The sequence below is a fragment of the Butyrivibrio sp. WCD2001 genome, from assembly GCF_000424485.1.
Taxonomy (GTDB): Bacteria; Bacillota; Clostridia; order Lachnospirales; family Lachnospiraceae; genus Butyrivibrio.
In genome coordinates this window covers 284873-302402 of record NZ_AUJZ01000001.1, presented here as the reverse complement: position 1 = coordinate 302402, position 17530 = coordinate 284873, and the positions used below count along the sequence as shown (strand labels likewise).

The window sequence follows — 17530 nt, the reverse complement described above, 5'->3', positions numbered from 1 at the left end:
TATTATGCTAGTTTTCGCTCGAAGTGTCAAGGTTCTTAACGTCTCCTTTAACTGTCGAGGCATCCAGAACAATATAATCATAAACGTTTAATCCATAATTTGTATTTGATTTTACGATAGCATATTCCTCATTTTGATAAAGTATACTTATCTGTCTGAAATCAGCATAACCTTTATTGATATTATATACGCCAACAAGCGTGTCCTTTGTACTGATAGTAAACTTCTCCTGAGAATCCGACTTAATGAGTAAATCTCCGGCTCTAAGTACATCGTCATCAACATAATAAGCTTCATCATTCTCATTATAGAGTTCAATCTCTATAACTTCAGGTGATTCCTTACCGTTTTCATCATACTTATCTCTCAGTACAGTCGAAGTATTATTAACACCTTTGGATACATATTCCTTCGGTATAACAAAAAAGCTTTTTTCTGCTATTGATGAATTTGGAATTTTAAGTCCTTTTTCCTCTTCCGTAATCAGCTCAACATTAAGGAATCTGTCTTTTGAAAAAGTAATCATCGAGTTTGTGAATGAAAGTCCGACAAAAGTGTCACCTGCATCATTTGTTACATAGGATACCTTCCCCCACACTTCATCCTGATTTTTTAAAAATCTGACCTTAACATATTCTCTTTCCGCGAGAGCCTTTACCTTATCCAGGTCATTCTCATTGATAGCTATCATCCAGTCTTCATTTGTCGAAAGCTTAAAAGCAGGATCCCCAACACCGACAAGAGAATTACTTATTAGCTGCTTTCTCTCATATTTCGTGCTATCCATAAGGTCCTTACTTAGATCTGCAAGCCCAATATTTTCATAGCCATCAATATAATACTGAACTATTCCGGTATCCGATGAATAGCAGTAATTAATACTATTCAAGGCCGATGCATTTCCGCTAAGTGATTCAATACTTTGAAGAACACTGGCACTAGCCAGCTTTTGAACGGTACCATCAAGGCTACTCTTAAAATCATACACAGTGGAAAATGATCTTGGATCAAAGTCCTCACTATAGCTGACTATCTGAGAACGAAGTTCACTTAAATCATCATCGGAAAGTGCTGCCTGCTCAGTACCCTGAGTTTTAAGGTACTCAAGAAGGTCGCCCGATTCATCAACTGTGTATACAAGATTTCCAACTGCAACCCTTTGACCCTCTGTAGCAAAATAATTTACATAACCTGCATTCGATGCTTCAACAACCTTTTCCTGCCGAAGTGCTACAGCTTCGTAGATATTATTTGAGGAAAGAGAGCCTTCTCTTACTTCATATCCGACAATATGCTTTTTACTGAAATAACTGAAAACACAGATAACAACATATACCATCATAAATGCAAAGAATATAATCCCGACATTTATATGCAGAAAAGAAGGATATCGTGTTATCTTGTTCTTCTTCTTTTTTACCATATTTTAAACTAAAGATAAGTCGCGACAATGCCGCGACTTATCGATATCCTATTCTAAATTTATAATCAGAGCGCCATTGCAACCTTTGATTTTACACTTTCAGGAAGCTCAGATTCATCCATTGAAACACTGAGTACGAAATCAACATTGAATTTCTCACTCAAACGCTCGAGCTTTTCAATTGTAGGGGTGATATCTTTTCCTTCAAGACAAGCAATGTTGAGGAAACCATCAAAATACATTTGCTGAAGATCGTGATCCTGTGAAATCACGCCGCTGACGAAACCGATAAATTCGTCTGAATTCTCAATCATAAATTCCGGAACTACAATAAGGCGAACTTTGTTGTTAAGTTCAAACATGTGCTTTGTATTTCTGTCAAGAAATACAACATTACCTAAAATGTTCTTAACCTCGGTATTGACCTTGTTCAACAGGCATTTTGTCTTGCCCTTTCCCTTATTCCCAACAATTAATTGAACCATATCCATACCCTCCAGTGTGTGTTATTTTTTTTGAGATAAGGCTCGGAAATGTTCGATTTTACCGCTTTAGGTATTATCTAAAACGCTTATCTCTTTTAATAATAATATTATAATTTACGCACCCGTTATCTGCAATAACAAATCAGACATTTCACGATAAAGTGTTTCGGTGTCCTCTGCACGCATAATTACAGCAATATAATTATTTCCGGAGGTATCCGAAGCAAGCTGAATCAGGCAATGACCCGCGGCATTTGTAGTTCCTGTCTTTCCCCCAAGAACAGTAATTCCGGCAGGCATCTCATAATTACCGTTGATATAGCCGTTCGTATTTTTTACCTCAATATCCTTGAGATCACCGGAAGCCTGGTTGTACTGCGTAGAATATGCCGACATTCTGATAATTTCATTAAATTTGTCGTACTTTAATGCTTCATTGAACATAAGATACATGTCATATACACATGTATAATGATCATCGGCAGTTAATCCGTTGGGATTCATAAAATGAGTATGAGTTGCACCGATTGCCTTAGCCTCGGCATTCATCTGTTCAACAAAAGCATCCACGCTGCCGGAGATATTCTTTGCAATGAGCATCGCTATATCATTTGCCGAATAAATAAGAAGTAAATGAAGAGCCTGCTCCAAAGTCATGGAATCACCTTCTTTAAGGTTAACCTTTTGAGCGCCATCCTCAGTTACATATACATCAGAATCAGCAATTAAAAGTTGATCAAGAGAACCGTTTTTAAGAGCAACTATCGCAGTCATCACCTTTGTCAGTGATGCAGGATCAATCTGAAGCTGTGCATTTTTGCAATACAAAGTCTTTTTATTGTTCAAATCAAAAAGACCGCAGCAGGTATTATCGCTTAATGTAAGCGAATCACCAATATCTCCGTTTGCGACACAGAGATCAGCGGCAAAGCTCTTCATGACAACAACTCCGAATTCATTATACTCAGTTGATGCAATTTTATATGGAAAAGCATACTCTTTGTCAGCACAACCGCATAAAAAAACAGAAAAAACAAGCGCAATACAAAGCATGCTAAAATGTCTCTTCAATTTATTTATACATCTCACGCCACTCAAGATCTCCTCTGTCCAAAGATTTGATTAATAATTCAGCTGTAGCAAGGTTTGTTGCAATCGGAATATTATGCATATCACATAATCTCATTACATTATTTACATCAGGCTCATGAACCTTCTGTGTAAGAGGATCACGAAGGAAAACAACAAGATCTATCTCGTTTGCTTCAATTGCAGCGCCAATCTGCTGAGATCCGCCAAGATGTCCTGCCAGATATTTGTGTATATTCAGATTTGTGACCTCTTCAATAAGTCTTCCCGTAGTTCCAGTCGCATAAAGATCATGCTTGGATAAAATACCTCTGTAAGCAATACAGAAGTTCTGCATTAATTTCTTTTTTGCATCATGAGCTATAAAAGCAATATTCATTGGTAATCCCCTTCCCCAACTTAAAAGTATTTTTTGCCTTGCAGTCGTACATTAAGTACAAACCCCATACCCGCAAAGCAGCTGACAATAGATGTTAGTCCTGCGCTGACAAAAGGCAGCGGAATTCCTGTATTCGGTAGTGCTCCTGTAGCAACACCAATATTAAGAAATCCCTGAAATCCTATCCAGGCCCCCATACCTGTAGCTATAAGCTGCCCTGTTAGATCCTTTGCTCTACCAGCTATAACCATGCATTCAAGAGCAATAAGAAGAATCAAAACAATAACCGCACATCCACCTATAAACCCGAATTCTTCTCCGACTACAGTAAAAATAAAGTCCGTCTGAGACTCGGAAACGAAACCGCCGTTCAAAACAGAACTAATCTCGTTTGTGTTGTAACCTTTTCCTAATAGCTGACCGGAGCCTATAGCCATAATAGAATTAAGGGTCTGATAAGCATCCGATGAAGCAAAATCTTCCGGATGAAGCCACGCCAAAACACGCCTTTGCTGATAATCACGCAAAATCACACTCTTATCCGCAAGCGCATCAAAAATAACAAGTAAGGCTGTCGGAATTGAAATAGCAAGAACCGTTATCACAAATTTTATATTTATGCCGGCTGAGAACAATATGCAACAAATAATAACTGTTAACATAATTGTCGTGGAAAGATCAGGCTGCAGTACAATCATGATAAGCGGCGGTGCCAAAAGCCCAAGACAAATAAAAATAAAGTATATCTTTTTGACTTTATCCTTATATTTCATTATGAACGCTGAAAAAAATAAAATCAATAATATTTTGGATGCTTCAGAGGGCTGAAACTGTACTCCAAGTACAGTAATCCATCTTGTAGCACCTTTTACTGAATGGCTCAAAGGTGTAAACACCAGTGATAAAACAACCAGATTCAGGATATAGTAAATTGCATAAAACTTACAAATAAAAATGTAATCAAGCAGGGATATGAAAATCATCATAAATACCCCCAAAACTATACCCACAATCTGCTTCTTTTTATAAGATGGATCCGCACTTCCCACAGCCATTACGCCTATGCAGGAAAGTGCTATAAGCATCATAACAAGCTTAAAATCATAATCAAATATATGATAGCTTTTTAGTTTTTCCAAAAATGTCTCAGTCCGCATTTGCTTCTCCACCTTGCAATTCTTGCGCTGTTCCGCTCTGCACCTCTTCCGGCTGTGCAAGCCCGAAGTAATATGCAAGAGCCTTCTTGGTTATCTGAGCGGCATAACTTGAAGAATATCCGAAAGCTATTCTGGTAGCTATGGATATTTCAGGCTTCTCATAAGGAGCATAGCATACAAAAAGTGCATGGTTTGCTCGTTTCTTTGATTCCTCGGCAGTACCCGTCTTACCTGCAACATTTACTGCCAGATCATCAAAATAAGGCTTGTCCTCTACAACCTGACGCATGCCCATGTGTATGGCATTCCAGAAAGAAGAATCCATATCTATATGATTTCTTACAGTCGCTCCATGCTCTTCAAGAAGATTTCCGTTTGAATCAGAAGTCTTCTTAACCAGAGTAAGGTTATAACATGTACCGCTATTGGCAACAGCGGTTATATATCTTGCAAGACCTACTGTTGTAAATGAGTTGGTACCCTGACCGATTGCGGAACGAGTCGAGTCAATGTCGGAAACAATCGGATCATATTCAGTAATCTCAATGCCGGTAGTCTCACTTAAACCATAGAGATCTGCATATTTAGCAAGCTTTTCAAGACCCACTTCGGATTTATAGTTTTCGCCCACAAGACTAAGTCTGTAACCGACCTCAAAAAAGAAAGCGTTGCAGGAATTTCTTATTCCTCCGGTAACATCGAGTGACCCGTGTGATGCCGGATAAATCCAGCAGTGTGCGGGATTTGTATTATCAAGCTTATCAAATACACCGGTACAGGTGATTGTGGAGCCTAAATCTATGACTCCCTCCATCAGACCTGCCGTTGCCGATACCATCTTAAAGGTAGAACCGGGCGCGGTTCTTTGCATCGTTGCATAATTAAGAAGCGGTGAAGACTGATCGCTTCTAAGCTTTGCGTAATACTCTGAATCAACGCCGTTAGCCATTTTATTATTATCATATCCGGGATATGACACAAGAGCCAAAACATCTCCGTTATTAACATCCGTAACAACCATTGATCCGGTACATGGATCAAGTGCCAGCTGTGCGGGAGTAATATCCAGGTTTGATATTCTGTTTACCATAAAAGTATACGGAGATTCTGAGCCCGCAAGCCACTGCGAAAGCTCTTCTTCAGGTAGCTCTACTACTCCCTGCTCAAGCAGTATATTGCAAACAGCATTTCCGCTTATCAGATCATCCTGAAGAAGATACTTGTAAAGCTTTTTATTAAACTCATCATCCTCAGAAATATCATTGAAAATATATTCTACAATAGTGTTAAAGATCTCCTGCGAATCCACATACTGGCTCTCAAGATCAAGAACCGTTACATCGATCCAGTTTGCTGAAATGCAGTATCTGATATAATCCGAAAGCGAAATTGTTTCTTCTGTAGTCCATGCTACATAAGTTTTATCTTCCTTATCGACCTTTTCGGAATCAATAACCCCATTATTATATAGCTTATTTGCTATATAACTCATGTAAACCTGATACTCCTTCGTAAGCTGATTATACGGAGTGTTCAGTTCCGTAAACTCACTTCTTAGGCCTTCGTTTACCTGCTTTTTTTTGGTCAAAAAGCTCTCATGAACTAACATCTCTGAAGGCCCGGCTTCAGAGCTTTCCATATGCTTTAAATTAATTACATGGTTATCAAAAAGCGCAAAATATACATCATATATCGGTATCTGTATTTCACTGGCCTTTTGATTTTCACCCATAGTAAAGAATTTGATATTTTGAATCTTGGAAATCAAAATGCCGGCAAGCGATTGCTCGATTATGTTGTAGCATGCTTCCTGCAGATCTTTATCAATGGTCAGATATACATCACTTCCTGCAGTCGAATCTATATAACTACTGGTTTCTATAACCTTACCTGTGTTATCTACATATACTGTCTCACTACCCTTTGTACCCTGCAGTACATGTTCCATTGACTGCTCAATTCCTGATTTACCGACTGTGTCATTTGAATTATAAGACGGATTTACAGCCTGTAATTCAGCAAGTTCAGTGTCGGAAACCTTTCCGGTATAACCGATAATCTGAGAAAAATACTCAGAATCAACATATACACGGGCTGTATTTTCTTCAATGGATACACCCTCAAGGATATTTGCATTCTCCATGATATCCGCAACTGTCTTATCGCTGACACTCGTTGCAATGGTCGTATTAATATACTTCTGATAGCTATTAGAGTACATCTTATATCTTACGACTATAACCTTGAGCATCCTGTCTTTGGTATAACCCATTCCGGGAACAAAACTCTTCTTATTTCCAGGTTCAGAATAATCACCTATACCGAATTTAGTACAAAGATCGTCCACTACCTCACTTGCTGTCTTGGACCTTTCTTCGTATTTTAAATCATTTGTGCTTGTTCTGCCGTACACATCAGCAAGAAAACGTAGCAGAGCCTTATCTTCTACAGTAAACTCAAAATTATTTGAACTGCTCAGTTGAATATTGAAATCAGTATCAACGGTATCACCGTCTTTTTCGACGATATCGATTGTCTTATTTATCGTCTCATTGATTGCAGCGTTTTTACCTGAACCCGATTCATATACATCCTCGATCATAACAGAATTTGAAAGCTGATTATATGCAAGAAGATTGCCGTTTCGGTCGTAGATATTACCTCTGGCCGCAGAAATAGACTTTTCTTTCATAATCTTTAACTGAAATGAATCCTGGTAGGTTTCACCTTTTACGATTTGCAAAAAGAAAAGTCTGTAAATAAGCCCTGCAGACGCAAGTATCATCAGGGCCGATATCATGACAAGACGTGACGTTATGAAATTGACAAAAACTTCCTTTATCTTACTAAACAAATTTCTTTGCGCTCCTTTGTTCAATATCTTCCAGATAGGAATTTATCTTGATAAGAACAGGATAAATAAATACTGCCACCAAAGCTGTATATACAACCTCGGGCAAAATCACGTTTATTGTGTAATATGTAATATTGAATTTGTTTCTGAACATAAACAGAAGCACGTAACAGATAAATCCGAACAAAAAGTCCGAAGAAACTATTAGTGCCAAAGGAAGGAGAATATTTTCGGGGAAAAAAATCTTATTGAATTTCCCGATAATAAAACCTATATACATATAGATAAGAGCATAAAAGCCCAGATAGGTACCAAAGAAAATATCCACCAACAATCCACAGAACATACCAACAACCATTCCACTCTTATCCCCACGCATGAAAGCATAAGAGGAAGTCAGGATGATCATCAGATTAGGTACAATTCCGCTGAAATCCAACACCCTGAATACGGTTGTCTGCATTATGAAGCTTATTAAAATAGATAAAAAAATAAATAATAATCTTCGCATAAAAACAATATTATTCCCCGGTATTTTTCAGTTCCATGACAACAAGAACTTCATTCATGTATTCAAATTGAACTACCGGCGTAATCTTACCGGATTTTGTCAGATTATTTGAATCTTCTTCTATTGTAGAGATATATCCGACCAAAACTCCGGGCAGGTATTTATCACTGATATTTGAAGTAACTACCTTATCACCGACACTGACCTTGTCAGCCTCGTCAACAAGCTTGGAAAAAGCAATCTGACCTTCGTTATATAACTCAAGGTCTCCTGTAGCGATAAGATTTTCAGATGCCGAAAGAACCGTACAACTGACAGAAGAATTATCAGCAATAATGGTCTGAACCTTAGCCCAGTCAGGACCAACATCGGTAACTCTACCGACTAGACCGCCGCCGGCAATTACATTCATGTCAACTTCAACGCCTACATCAGATCCCTTATCAATAACAAAGGAATGATACCAGTTGCCGGCATCCTTAGCTATTATTCTTGCTCCGATTTTTTTATAATCGGAATACTGTGCATCAAGTTCATACAATTCGCGCAGCTTTATCAGTTCATATTTATCCTGCTCAAGATGGGTATTCTCAATTGTAAGCTGCTCGATCTGGGATTTCAGATCCTGGTTTTCCTTCTGAAGAGCTCGTATACTTTCAAGATTGTCAGCAGTACTCTTCATCCAGACGCCTACAGTAGTAATACCTTTTTGAAAAGGAATAACAGCTGTTCCGGCAAAGGAGTTAACTGAACGATTAAAAACATTAGTATTGAACGTAATTATGATAAGTCCAACACATAAAATTGTTAAAATAAAGAGGAGATATTTACTTGGAAGTGTAAATTTATCTCCCCCTCTTTTAATGATAGGACTCATTTATACATCCTCTTCAACTGAGTAAGCAAGAGCCTTATACTGATCATCCTTAATAATCTTACCGAGACCTATGGCAACGGAACTGAGCGGATTCTCCGCAAGGTTTACATTAAGTCCGACACCGTTTGACAGTCTCTGTGCAAGGTGGCATACCTGTGAAGCACCACCTGTAAGATATAAGCCGTTCTTGAAGATATCTGCGGCAAGCTCCGGAGGCGTGCGCTCAAGTGTAGCCTTAATATTGTCAAGAATCTGATCAAAGCTCTCAATCAGTGACTGATCTAAAAGATCTGTAGGAATTGATCTCTCAACCGGAAGGCCTGTTACGATATCTCTTCCGTAAACTACTGCATCTTCACCTGCCTTCTCAAGATCCTTAAGTGACATCTTTATATTTTCTGAAGTCTTCTCACCGATAATAAGTGAGAACTCTTTACGGATTACATTTCTGATGGCATCGTCAAATTTCTTACCGCCAACCTTGATCAGCTTACTGATAACAATGCCCTTAAGTGAAAGGATGGAAATCTCGGTTGTATCATAGCCTACATTAACTACAAGTACACCCTGTGAATTCATGACATCAACACCCATTCCGAGTCCGTCTGCCACAGGCTTTTTAACCATCATGATCTTCTTGGCTTTTACACCTGACTCTCTTATAAGGTCATGAAAAGCACGTCTTTCTACTTCTGTCACATCCTTAGGAACAGCTATATAAACATCTACAGGCTTAAGTGCACCCTTCATCTGATCAGTGATAAAGAGCTTTACAAGAGTCTTCATGTGTTCAATGTCAGCAATAACACCGTTACTTAAAGGATAAGAAATCTTAATATTACTCGGTGCCTTCTCATACATATCATATGCAGAATCACCGTAAGCAAGAATTGATGTCTTATTCTCAACTGCAATAAGATTCTTCTCTACAGTTACAGCATCTGTTGCCTTATTGTAGATTTTGATATTGCTTGTTCCAAGATCGATACCAAAAGTATTGTTGCCCAAAATATAAGCCTCCTAAATTACATAACATTATTTTCTGTAAAACTGAAATATGTGTGATCACCGATAATAATATGATCCAAAAGCTTAATATCCAAAAGGATACCTGCTTCTTTTAACTCTTCCGTAAGCTTAATATCCGAATATGAAGGAGTCGGATCCCCTCCCGGATGATTATGCAAAAGAATAATCTTAACCGCATTATTTTTGATTGCGTATATAAAGACTTCTCTTGGTGACAGCGGCGCGGAATTAACCGTACCAACCGAGAGTTCAAACTCACAAATGAGTTCATTCTGGTTATTGAGACAGGCTACTACTGAATGTTCACGTCTGAAGTTACACATTTTTTCCATATAATAACCGGCCACAGTTCCCGGATCGTTAAAATCAAGGCGCATCTTCGCCTTGCTCCTGGCAATTCTGTTTGAAATCTCAGCAATACACATAAGCTTTACAGCTTTAACATGACCTATTCCCGGGATCTGCAAGAGGTCCTTCATGGTCAGATATCTTATTCCCGAAATCCCTTTCCCGTACTTCTCACACATTGAGAGCACATAATTGCCAATTTCCATTGGTGTTCGCTGTGAAGTGCCGGTTCTGATAATTATCGCCAAAAGCTCTGCATCCGTAAGTGATTCCGGACCTTTTTCCAGAAATCTCTCATATGGAAGCATACTTTTAATACCGTCATCTTCATTCAGCATTTTACTTATTGATTTTTTATTATCCATTATTTCATACCAATGCTTCTTCGGGCACATTAATATGAAAAATAATCAGACCTCAAATGATTATACCACAATTTGAGAAGTGAGCAACAACGTTGCTTCTATAAAATGTAGTATTTTTCAGATTTTGACAAGTCCCTTCTCATACATGACCGCCAAAGTCTTCATAATGCCGTATTTGACATGTTGCCAGGTGAGTCCACCCTGAAAATATACACTGTAGGGTTCACGAAGCGGTCCATCAGCCGAAAGCTCAATTGAACTGCCGGAAACAAAAGCACCTGCAGCCATTATTACCTGTGAATCATAACCGGGCATATCCCAGGGCTCCGGTGTAACATATGAATCTACCGGCGCTGCAGCCTGTATTCCCTCACAGAAAGAGGTAAGCAGTTCGGGTTTTCCAAATGTAATTGCCTGAATTATGTCATAGCGCTCTTCAGTACTATTCGGTAGAACTGAAAAACCAAGCTTTTCATAAATGTTTGCCGCAAAAATAGCACCCATAAGAGCATTTGCAGTAACATTCGGTGCAAGGAACAATCCCTGGTAGAACTGTGGAAGTATGCCAAGAGAAGCTCCAACCTCCTTGCCAAGGCCCGGAGAAGTAAGTCTGTATGCGGCATTTTCAACGCATTCGCTCTTTCCTGCTATATAGCCTCCTATCGGAGCAAGTCCGCCGCCCGGATTCTTAATAAGTGATCCGACAATCATATCTGCACCTACATCCGTTGGCTCAATCGTTTCCACAAATTCACCATAGCAATTATCAACCATGCATATAACATCTTTTTTTATGTCTTTTATGAAGCTGATAAGCTCACCGATTCTTTCAACAGAAAGTGTCGGTCTTGTCTGATATCCCTTACTTCTCTGAATAGTTACAAGCTTAGTTTTTTCATTAATGGCTTTTTTTATCCCATCAAAATCGAATGATCCATCAGGCAAAAGGTCAACCTGGCTGTAACTTACTCCATATTCTGCAAGAGATCCTTTTGACGGACGTATGCCTATAACCTCTTCCAGAGTATCGTAAGGTTTTCCAACAGGAGACAAAAGCTCATCGCCCGGACGAAGGTTACTCATTAGTGCAAGAGCAAGCGCATGGGTTCCGCATGTAATCTGCGGTCTTACCAGAGCATCCTCTGTATGGAAAACCGATGCATATACAGCTTCAAGCTTATCTCTTCCAATGTCATTATAGCCGTAACCTGTCGTTCCGAGGAGACAGGCTTCCGAAACCTTATTATCCTGCATTGCTTTCAAAACCTTAGCCTGATTAAAATCAGATACTTCCCTGATCTTTTCAAAGCGAGGCTTTAAATCATTCCAGATTTTATCGCAAAAATCATAGACATCCGAAGGGATGCCCATGCTTTCATACATACTTTTCAAATTTATATGTTCCATCTTTCTTTAATCCTTCTAACTAATTCACTGGCAATTTCCATATCATCGCGCCTAAACTCGGATTTGTCAACCCAGGATACATCTTTTTCACGTCTAAACCAGGTCAACTGTCTCTTTGCAAAATGTCTTGTATTTCGCTTTAATAGTTCTACCGCACGTTCTTTTGTAACCTCATTGTCAAGATATGAAAGGATTTCTCTATAACCAAGTGCCTGCATAGATGTGGCTTTTCTGTCTATATTTTTCTCCTTAAGCGCTTTCACCTCATCTATAAGACCTTCTTCCATCATCTTATCGATTCTCTTTTCAATTCTGTCATAGAGAATCTCCCTATCGTCAGTAAGAACAAAATAGAAAAAATCATAAGGTGATGATTTGGCTCTTTGATCTTCGTTATGTTCGGAGATTTTCATACCTGTTTCCTTATTAAAACAAAGTGCTCTCATAACGCGTTTCACATTATTCTCATGAAGATCTTTGGCATATTCGGGGTCTGTTTCCTTTAACATTTCATAGAGTTTATGAACCCCTTCGGGTGCCTGGGCCAATTCAGACAGCTCCTGCTTAAACGCCTTTAGCTCATCACTATCATGATTATTGGAAAAATCGATATCATAAAGAACAGACTGAATATAAAACCCCGTACCTCCAACAATTATCGGAAGCTTTCCTCTGTTTGTGATATCCTCTATAGCTTCTTTTGCAAGCTTCTGAAATTCAAAAACATTGAAATCCTCTGCAGGATCAAGAAAATCTATAAGATGATGAGGAATCCCCTGCATTGCCTCTTTTGATATCTTATCCGTACCGATGTTCATATCCTTATAAACCTGCATGGAATCCGCGGATATGATCTCGCCACCCAGCTGTTTGGCAAGTTCTATAGATATTTTTGTTTTGCCGACAGCTGTCGGACCTGTCAGTATTACAAGTCTTTTCATCAATCAACTACTCTCTTAAACTTCTTTTCAATCTCATACTTGCTCATGGAAATAATCGTTGGTCTTCCATGCGGACAGTTATATGGATTATCAAGTGTCAAAAGCTCATCAATAAGCTTTTCCATCTCCATTCGGGAAATTTTCATATTTCCTTTTACAGAAGCTTTACATGCCATACTCGCAATCTTGTAATTAATTACGTCCGGTGTCCTGTCAAGATTATTATCAGTAGCGAGCTCATCAAGTATCTCGGTAAACATCTCCTTCTCATTTTCGCAGCCATATATATCCACAGGCACCTCACGGATCGCATAATCATGCCCACCAAAGGGCTCTATATTAAATCCGAGTTTTTCAAAAGAAGAATGATACTTTTCAAAAACATCTATCTCCTGCGTTGTGAGTGATACTATGATAGGCGGCTGTACAAGCTGAGAAACTGTCTCTTTCTTCTCATATCTCTTGATCATGCGCTCATAGTTAACCTTCTCATGAGCTGCATGCTGATCGACAATAAACATTTTATCCTTGAATGCAATTATCCAGTATGTATCAAAAATCTGACCGAGTATCGTATACTCATTCCTGTTGTCTTTGGTCAGTATCTTCTCATCAAAAAGATCAAGCTGTATGCCTTTTTCAACAATTACTGCATCCGAGCTCTTTATAATGGGGCCTGCTGCTTTTGAGTCTTCTTCAGATTTGGGCGGAGTATGATCGCCAAAAACCCTGGTCCATACAGGCGATTTCATATTATCTTCGATAACAACGGGTTCGGGAGATATCCCCTCTGCAAAAACGGGCTCATCCTCCTTGAGCTTTTTATCCTCAGATAACCTGCTTTGTTCAAACGGCTCCGGAACTTTTTCTTCAACAGCTTTCTTTTCGGAAATATTTTTATTCGGAACCGGTGTTGCTGCAGCTTTTGCTTCAGAAGCTTTTTCTTCCCTTTCATCACGTAAAACTTCGGGAATCATCTCATGCTCATGAAGAGTTACCGCCACGCTTTTTCTTATAAACTCATATACTGCCGGCTGATTGCTGAATCTCACTTCCATTTTTGAAGGATGGACATTCACATCAACAAGTTCAGAGCGCATACGAATATGAACCACACAGAAAGGAAACTTATGCTGCATAAGATATTCCTTATAGCCCTCCTCAAGAGCTTTGGAAATAATCTTGTCTTTAATATATCTACCGTTTACAAAAAAGTTTTCAAAATTTCTGTTTGATCTGTTAAGGGCCGGCTCCCCCAGATACCCTTCAATGGTATAATCGCCTTCTGTTACGGAAATAGGCACCAGACACATTGCCACATCACGTCCGAATATCCTGTAAATAATTTCCTTGAGGTCGCCGTTTCCCGAGGTGGTAAACCTATCATCTCTGTTATTTATAAAATGAAATGAAATCGAGGGATTGTCCATAGCGAGATGTTCCATAAGATCTCCCACATAGGATCCTTCGGTCTGATTTGTTTTAAGGAATTTTTTTCTGGCAGGCGTATTAAAAAACAAATCCCTTACAATAATAGTAGTACCTGTCGGAGCTCCGATCTCTTCAATAGATTCTTCATTGCCTCCGCTGACACAATACCTTGTGCCTATCAACTCATTTTCAGTTTTTGTAATGAGCTCTGTCTGTGAAACAGCAGCTATACTCGAGAGAGCTTCACCACGAAATCCCAATGATTTCAGCCTGTAAATATCATCAATGCTCATGAGTTTACTGGTTGCATGTCTCTTAAAAGCATTTCTTATTTCACTTTTGTCTATACCACATCCGTTGTCAGTAACCCTTATCATCTTGGTTCCGCCGTCATGTATTTCCACTGTTATAGACGTAGCACCTGAATCGATAGCATTTTCAACAAGCTCTTTTACTACGCTTGAAGGTCTTTCAACAACTTCTCCTGCTGCAATCTGGTCTATGGTATTCTGATCAAGCTCAAAAATTTTAGCCATTTGTCACGTCTCCTGCAAAGCCTTTCCATCTGTTTTTCAGTTCGTTTTGAAGCTTATATAACGTATTTAAGGCATCCATAGGCGTAAGATTTGAAATATCAATCTCCTGTAATTCCTTTATAACATCTTCATCTTTAACAGTATCAAAAAGTGACATCTGAGAAAGGTCAACAGAATCATAATGTTTTACCGTATTTCTTCTGTCATTTTTTTGATTAATCTCAATCCCCTGAACTTTATCCGTTATATCATTGTCGGAAAGTTCTTCGGCAATAGCCTTTGCCCTGTCTATTACCATATCGGGGATACCTGCAAGGCGGGCAACCTGAATACCATAGCTCTTATCAGCGCCGCCTTTTATAATCTTGTGAAGGAAAACAATGTCATCGCCCTTTTCTTTTACTGCGATGCAGTAATTATTTACATTGCCGATTTTTCCTTCAAGCTCTGTAAGCTCGTGATAATGTGTTGCAAATAAGGTTCTGGCTCCAAGCAATTTCCTGTTACTTATATGCTCTATGACAGCCCAGGCGATGGACAAACCATCATATGTTGAAGTACCTCTTCCTATCTCATCAAGGATAAGAAGTGACTTTGAAGTGGCATTTCTAAGTATATTAGCAACTTCATTCATCTCCACCATAAAAGTACTCTGACCGCTTCCAAGATCATCGGATGCACCGACTCTTGTAAATATCCTGTCCACGACACCAATCTGCGCAGACTCAGCAGGAACAAAGCTTCCAATCTGGGCCATCAGCACAATCAGAGCAGTCTGTCTCATAAAGGTTGATTTACCTGCCATATTGGGGCCGGTAATTATCGCAACAGCGTGCTTTTTATCATCGAGAAATGTATCGTTCGAAATAAACAGATCGCTTCTGTCAAGCATCTGCTCGATTACTGGATGTCTTCCTCCCGTAATCTTCAATGTTCCTTTATCATTTAGCTCCGGCTTGACATAATGATTTCTTTCAGCCACATAAGCCAGGGAACAATATACATCAAGAAGAGCTATTCCCTTTGCTGTACTTTGTATTCTCTCTATTTCAAGCGATATTGAATCTCTTATCTTACAAAACATCTCATACTCAAGATTATTGAGTTTATCCTGAGCATTTAAAATTGTGTCCTCAAGCTCTTTCAGTTCAGGCGTTGTGTATCTCTCACAATTTGTAAGTGTCTGCTTTCTTATAAAATAATCCGGTACCTTATCTTTAAAGGAATTAGTGACCTCAAAGGAATACCCGAAAACATTGCTGTATTTTATTCTGAGATTTTTAATATCAAGTTTTTCGCGTTCTTTTGCCTCAAGATCAGAAAGCCACTGTTTACCTTCTGTACTAGCTTTTCTGAAATGATCAATATCGCTGTCAAAACCGTCTTTTATTATGCCACCTTCTTTTATTGCAAGCGGTGGTTCTTCGATAATCGCCTTGTCTATTAGTTCATATATATCCTGCAGATCATCTATCTGCTCGTAAACTTCGGCAAGAGAAGCCGTGTCTTTCAATTCCTCAAGAACAATCCTGATCGCGGGTAGCATTTTGAGGGAATTTCTAAACGCCAAAAGATCTCTGGGATTTGCGGTATGGTAATTTATCTTCGCCATCAGACGTTCCATATCATATATAGGACCCAGATACTCTCTAAGCTCATCCCTTGAAATCGTATTTTTAAGCAAAGCTTCTACAGCGTTCTGTCTTCCGATAATATCTTCAACATCTATCAAAGGCTGCTCTATAAAGCTGCGCAGCATTCTAGCACCCATAGCAGTCTTGGTCTTATCAAGAACCCAAAGGAGCGTTCCTCTCTTCTGCTTATCTCTCATTGTTTCAATAAGCTCAAGATTTCTTCTTGTAGAAGAATCAAGAAGCATGTATTTACTCGTAAGATAAGGATAAATATGAATTATATTTGAAAGATCATCCTTTTGAAGCTCTGTCAGATATTTCAAAATTGCCCCTGCGGATAATATGCCGCTGGGAAAATCCGTGATTCCAAGTCCTGAAAGAGAACCCACCTTAAAGTGCTTCATAAGCACCTGCTTATCCGTTTCCTCATCAAAATATCTGGGATCTAGAGGATTGATTACCAGATTACTTCTGTCCTTCAGGTTCTCTATATCAACCCCGCTTACAAGAAAGGCATCATTACAGATAAGCTCTGAGGGTTGATACTTCTGAATTTCATCAAGGATGTCCTTAAGCTGATCCACTTCGGTAAGATAAAAATCTCCTGTAGTAACATCGGCAAAAGCAATACCACTTTTATCATCCGAATAAAAAACACACATCAGATAGTTGTTCTTTGATTCGTCAAGAGCCTGCATATTAAGATTGGTACCGGGAGTAACAACCCTTGTTACATCTCTTTTCACGATACCCTTTGCTTCCTTCGGATCCTCGAGCTGCTCGCATATTGCGACCTTATATCCTCTGTTTACAAGCTTACTCAAATAGCTGTCTACAGCATGATGAGGAACTCCGCACATGGGAGCTCTCTCCTCAAGTCCGCAGGCTTTTCCCGTAAGTGTAAGTTCAAGCTCTTTGGATGCAACTTTTGCATCCTCAAAGAACATCTCATAAAAATCCCCAAGTCTGTAGAATAATATACAGTCTTTATATTCATCCTTGGTGCGAATATAATTCTGCATCATAGGACTTAGTTTTTCAAAATCAATTTTCAACTTTCTCTC

14 protein-coding genes are annotated in these 17530 nt (G+C 39.0%); all 14 read right to left on the bottom strand.

Features of this window, described 5'->3' with window-relative positions; translation table 11 throughout:
• Positions 1 to 7: 7 nt before the first annotated feature.
• A complete protein-coding gene (locus G630_RS20235; RefSeq protein ID WP_022759992.1) occupies positions 8 to 1423 on the bottom strand; it encodes an HlyD family efflux transporter periplasmic adaptor subunit in 1416 nt (471 codons plus the stop codon).
• A gap of 65 nt (positions 1424 to 1488) precedes the next feature.
• Positions 1489 to 1908 carry a hypothetical protein gene (locus tag G630_RS0101305; RefSeq protein WP_022759993.1) on the bottom strand — a complete coding sequence of 140 codons (420 nt, stop codon included), beginning with the start codon at positions 1906 to 1908 and terminating at the stop codon, positions 1489 to 1491.
• Between the two features lie 114 nt (positions 1909 to 2022).
• Positions 2023 to 2961, bottom strand: coding sequence for a D-alanyl-D-alanine carboxypeptidase family protein (locus tag G630_RS0101300; protein WP_022759994.1), 939 nt, complete (start codon positions 2959 to 2961; stop codon positions 2023 to 2025).
• A gap of 19 nt (positions 2962 to 2980) precedes the next feature.
• Positions 2981 to 3376 carry a methylglyoxal synthase gene (gene mgsA / locus G630_RS0101295; RefSeq protein ID WP_022759995.1) on the bottom strand — a complete coding sequence of 132 codons (396 nt, stop codon included), beginning with the start codon at positions 3374 to 3376 and terminating at the stop codon, positions 2981 to 2983.
• Positions 3377 to 3396: 20 nt separating this feature from the next.
• Positions 3397 to 4533, bottom strand: a complete 1137-nt coding sequence (locus G630_RS0101290) for an FtsW/RodA/SpoVE family cell cycle protein (protein WP_022759996.1) — start codon at positions 4531 to 4533, stop codon at positions 3397 to 3399.
• Positions 4523 to 7387, bottom strand: a complete 2865-nt coding sequence (locus G630_RS0101285; protein ID WP_026497492.1) for a penicillin-binding transpeptidase domain-containing protein — start codon at positions 7385 to 7387, stop codon at positions 4523 to 4525. The genes G630_RS0101290 and G630_RS0101285 overlap by 11 nt, the downstream gene beginning before the upstream one ends.
• The gene (gene mreD, locus G630_RS0101280; protein WP_022759998.1) at positions 7380 to 7898 is read right to left on the bottom strand and encodes a rod shape-determining protein MreD; all 519 of its coding nucleotides are present in this window, start codon (positions 7896 to 7898) and stop codon (positions 7380 to 7382) included. The genes G630_RS0101285 and mreD overlap by 8 nt, the downstream gene beginning before the upstream one ends.
• A gap of 10 nt (positions 7899 to 7908) precedes the next feature.
• Positions 7909 to 8775, bottom strand: coding sequence for a rod shape-determining protein MreC (gene mreC / locus G630_RS0101275; RefSeq protein WP_170832671.1), 867 nt, complete (start codon positions 8773 to 8775; stop codon positions 7909 to 7911).
• Positions 8776 to 9783 (bottom strand): rod shape-determining protein, encoded by a 1008-nt coding sequence (gene mreB, locus G630_RS0101270; RefSeq protein WP_022760000.1) that lies wholly within the window; start codon positions 9781 to 9783, stop codon positions 8776 to 8778.
• 17 nt (positions 9784 to 9800) lie between these two features.
• The gene (gene radC / locus G630_RS0101265) at positions 9801 to 10517 is read right to left on the bottom strand and encodes a RadC family protein (RefSeq protein WP_044927663.1); all 717 of its coding nucleotides are present in this window, start codon (positions 10515 to 10517) and stop codon (positions 9801 to 9803) included.
• Positions 10518 to 10634: 117 nt separating this feature from the next.
• On the bottom strand, positions 10635 to 11924 hold the full coding sequence (locus G630_RS0101260; RefSeq protein WP_022760002.1) for a methionine gamma-lyase family protein: 1290 nt from the start codon (positions 11922 to 11924) through the stop codon (positions 10635 to 10637).
• Positions 11912 to 12865 (bottom strand): tRNA (adenosine(37)-N6)-dimethylallyltransferase MiaA, encoded by a 954-nt coding sequence (gene miaA / locus G630_RS0101255; RefSeq protein WP_022760003.1) that lies wholly within the window; start codon positions 12863 to 12865, stop codon positions 11912 to 11914. The genes G630_RS0101260 and miaA overlap by 13 nt, the downstream gene beginning before the upstream one ends.
• Complete coding sequence (mutL, locus tag G630_RS0101250; RefSeq protein WP_026497488.1) at positions 12865 to 14832, bottom strand: DNA mismatch repair endonuclease MutL; 1968 nt, start codon at positions 14830 to 14832, stop codon at positions 12865 to 12867. The genes miaA and mutL overlap by 1 nt, the downstream gene beginning before the upstream one ends.
• Positions 14825 to 17491 carry a DNA mismatch repair protein MutS gene (mutS, locus tag G630_RS0101245; protein WP_026497487.1) on the bottom strand — a complete coding sequence of 889 codons (2667 nt, stop codon included), beginning with the start codon at positions 17489 to 17491 and terminating at the stop codon, positions 14825 to 14827. Before mutS ends, mutL begins: the two co-directional genes overlap by 8 nt.
• Positions 17492 to 17530: the final 39 nt, after the last annotated feature.

Bases quoted from the DNA above. Each gene is read 5' to 3' on its own strand.
- G630_RS20235 (WP_022759992.1), bottom strand. From the start codon at position 1,423: ATGGTAAAAAAGAAGAAGAACAAGATAACACGATATCCTTCTTTTCTG.
- G630_RS0101305 (WP_022759993.1), bottom strand. From the start codon at position 1,908: ATGGTTCAATTAATTGTTGGGAATAAGGGAAAGGGCAAGACAAAATGC.
- G630_RS0101300 (WP_022759994.1), bottom strand. From the start codon at position 2,961: ATGCTTTGTATTGCGCTTGTTTTTTCTGTTTTTTTATGCGGTTGTGCT.
- mgsA (WP_022759995.1), bottom strand. From the start codon at position 3,376: ATGAATATTGCTTTTATAGCTCATGATGCAAAAAAGAAATTAATGCAG.
- G630_RS0101290 (WP_022759996.1), bottom strand. From the start codon at position 4,533: ATGCGGACTGAGACATTTTTGGAAAAACTAAAAAGCTATCATATATTT.
- mreD (WP_022759998.1), bottom strand. From the start codon at position 7,898: ATGCGAAGATTATTATTTATTTTTTTATCTATTTTAATAAGCTTCATA.
- mreC (WP_170832671.1), bottom strand. From the start codon at position 8,775: ATGAGTCCTATCATTAAAAGAGGGGGAGATAAATTTACACTTCCAAGT.
- radC (WP_044927663.1), bottom strand. From the start codon at position 10,517: ATGGATAATAAAAAATCAATAAGTAAAATGCTGAATGAAGATGACGGT.
- G630_RS0101260 (WP_022760002.1), bottom strand. From the start codon at position 11,924: ATGGAACATATAAATTTGAAAAGTATGTATGAAAGCATGGGCATCCCT.
- miaA (WP_022760003.1), bottom strand. From the start codon at position 12,865: ATGAAAAGACTTGTAATACTGACAGGTCCGACAGCTGTCGGCAAAACA.
- mutL (WP_026497488.1), bottom strand. From the start codon at position 14,832: ATGGCTAAAATTTTTGAGCTTGATCAGAATACCATAGACCAGATTGCA.
- mutS (WP_026497487.1), bottom strand. From the start codon at position 17,491: ATGATGCAGAATTATATTCGCACCAAGGATGAATATAAAGACTGTATA.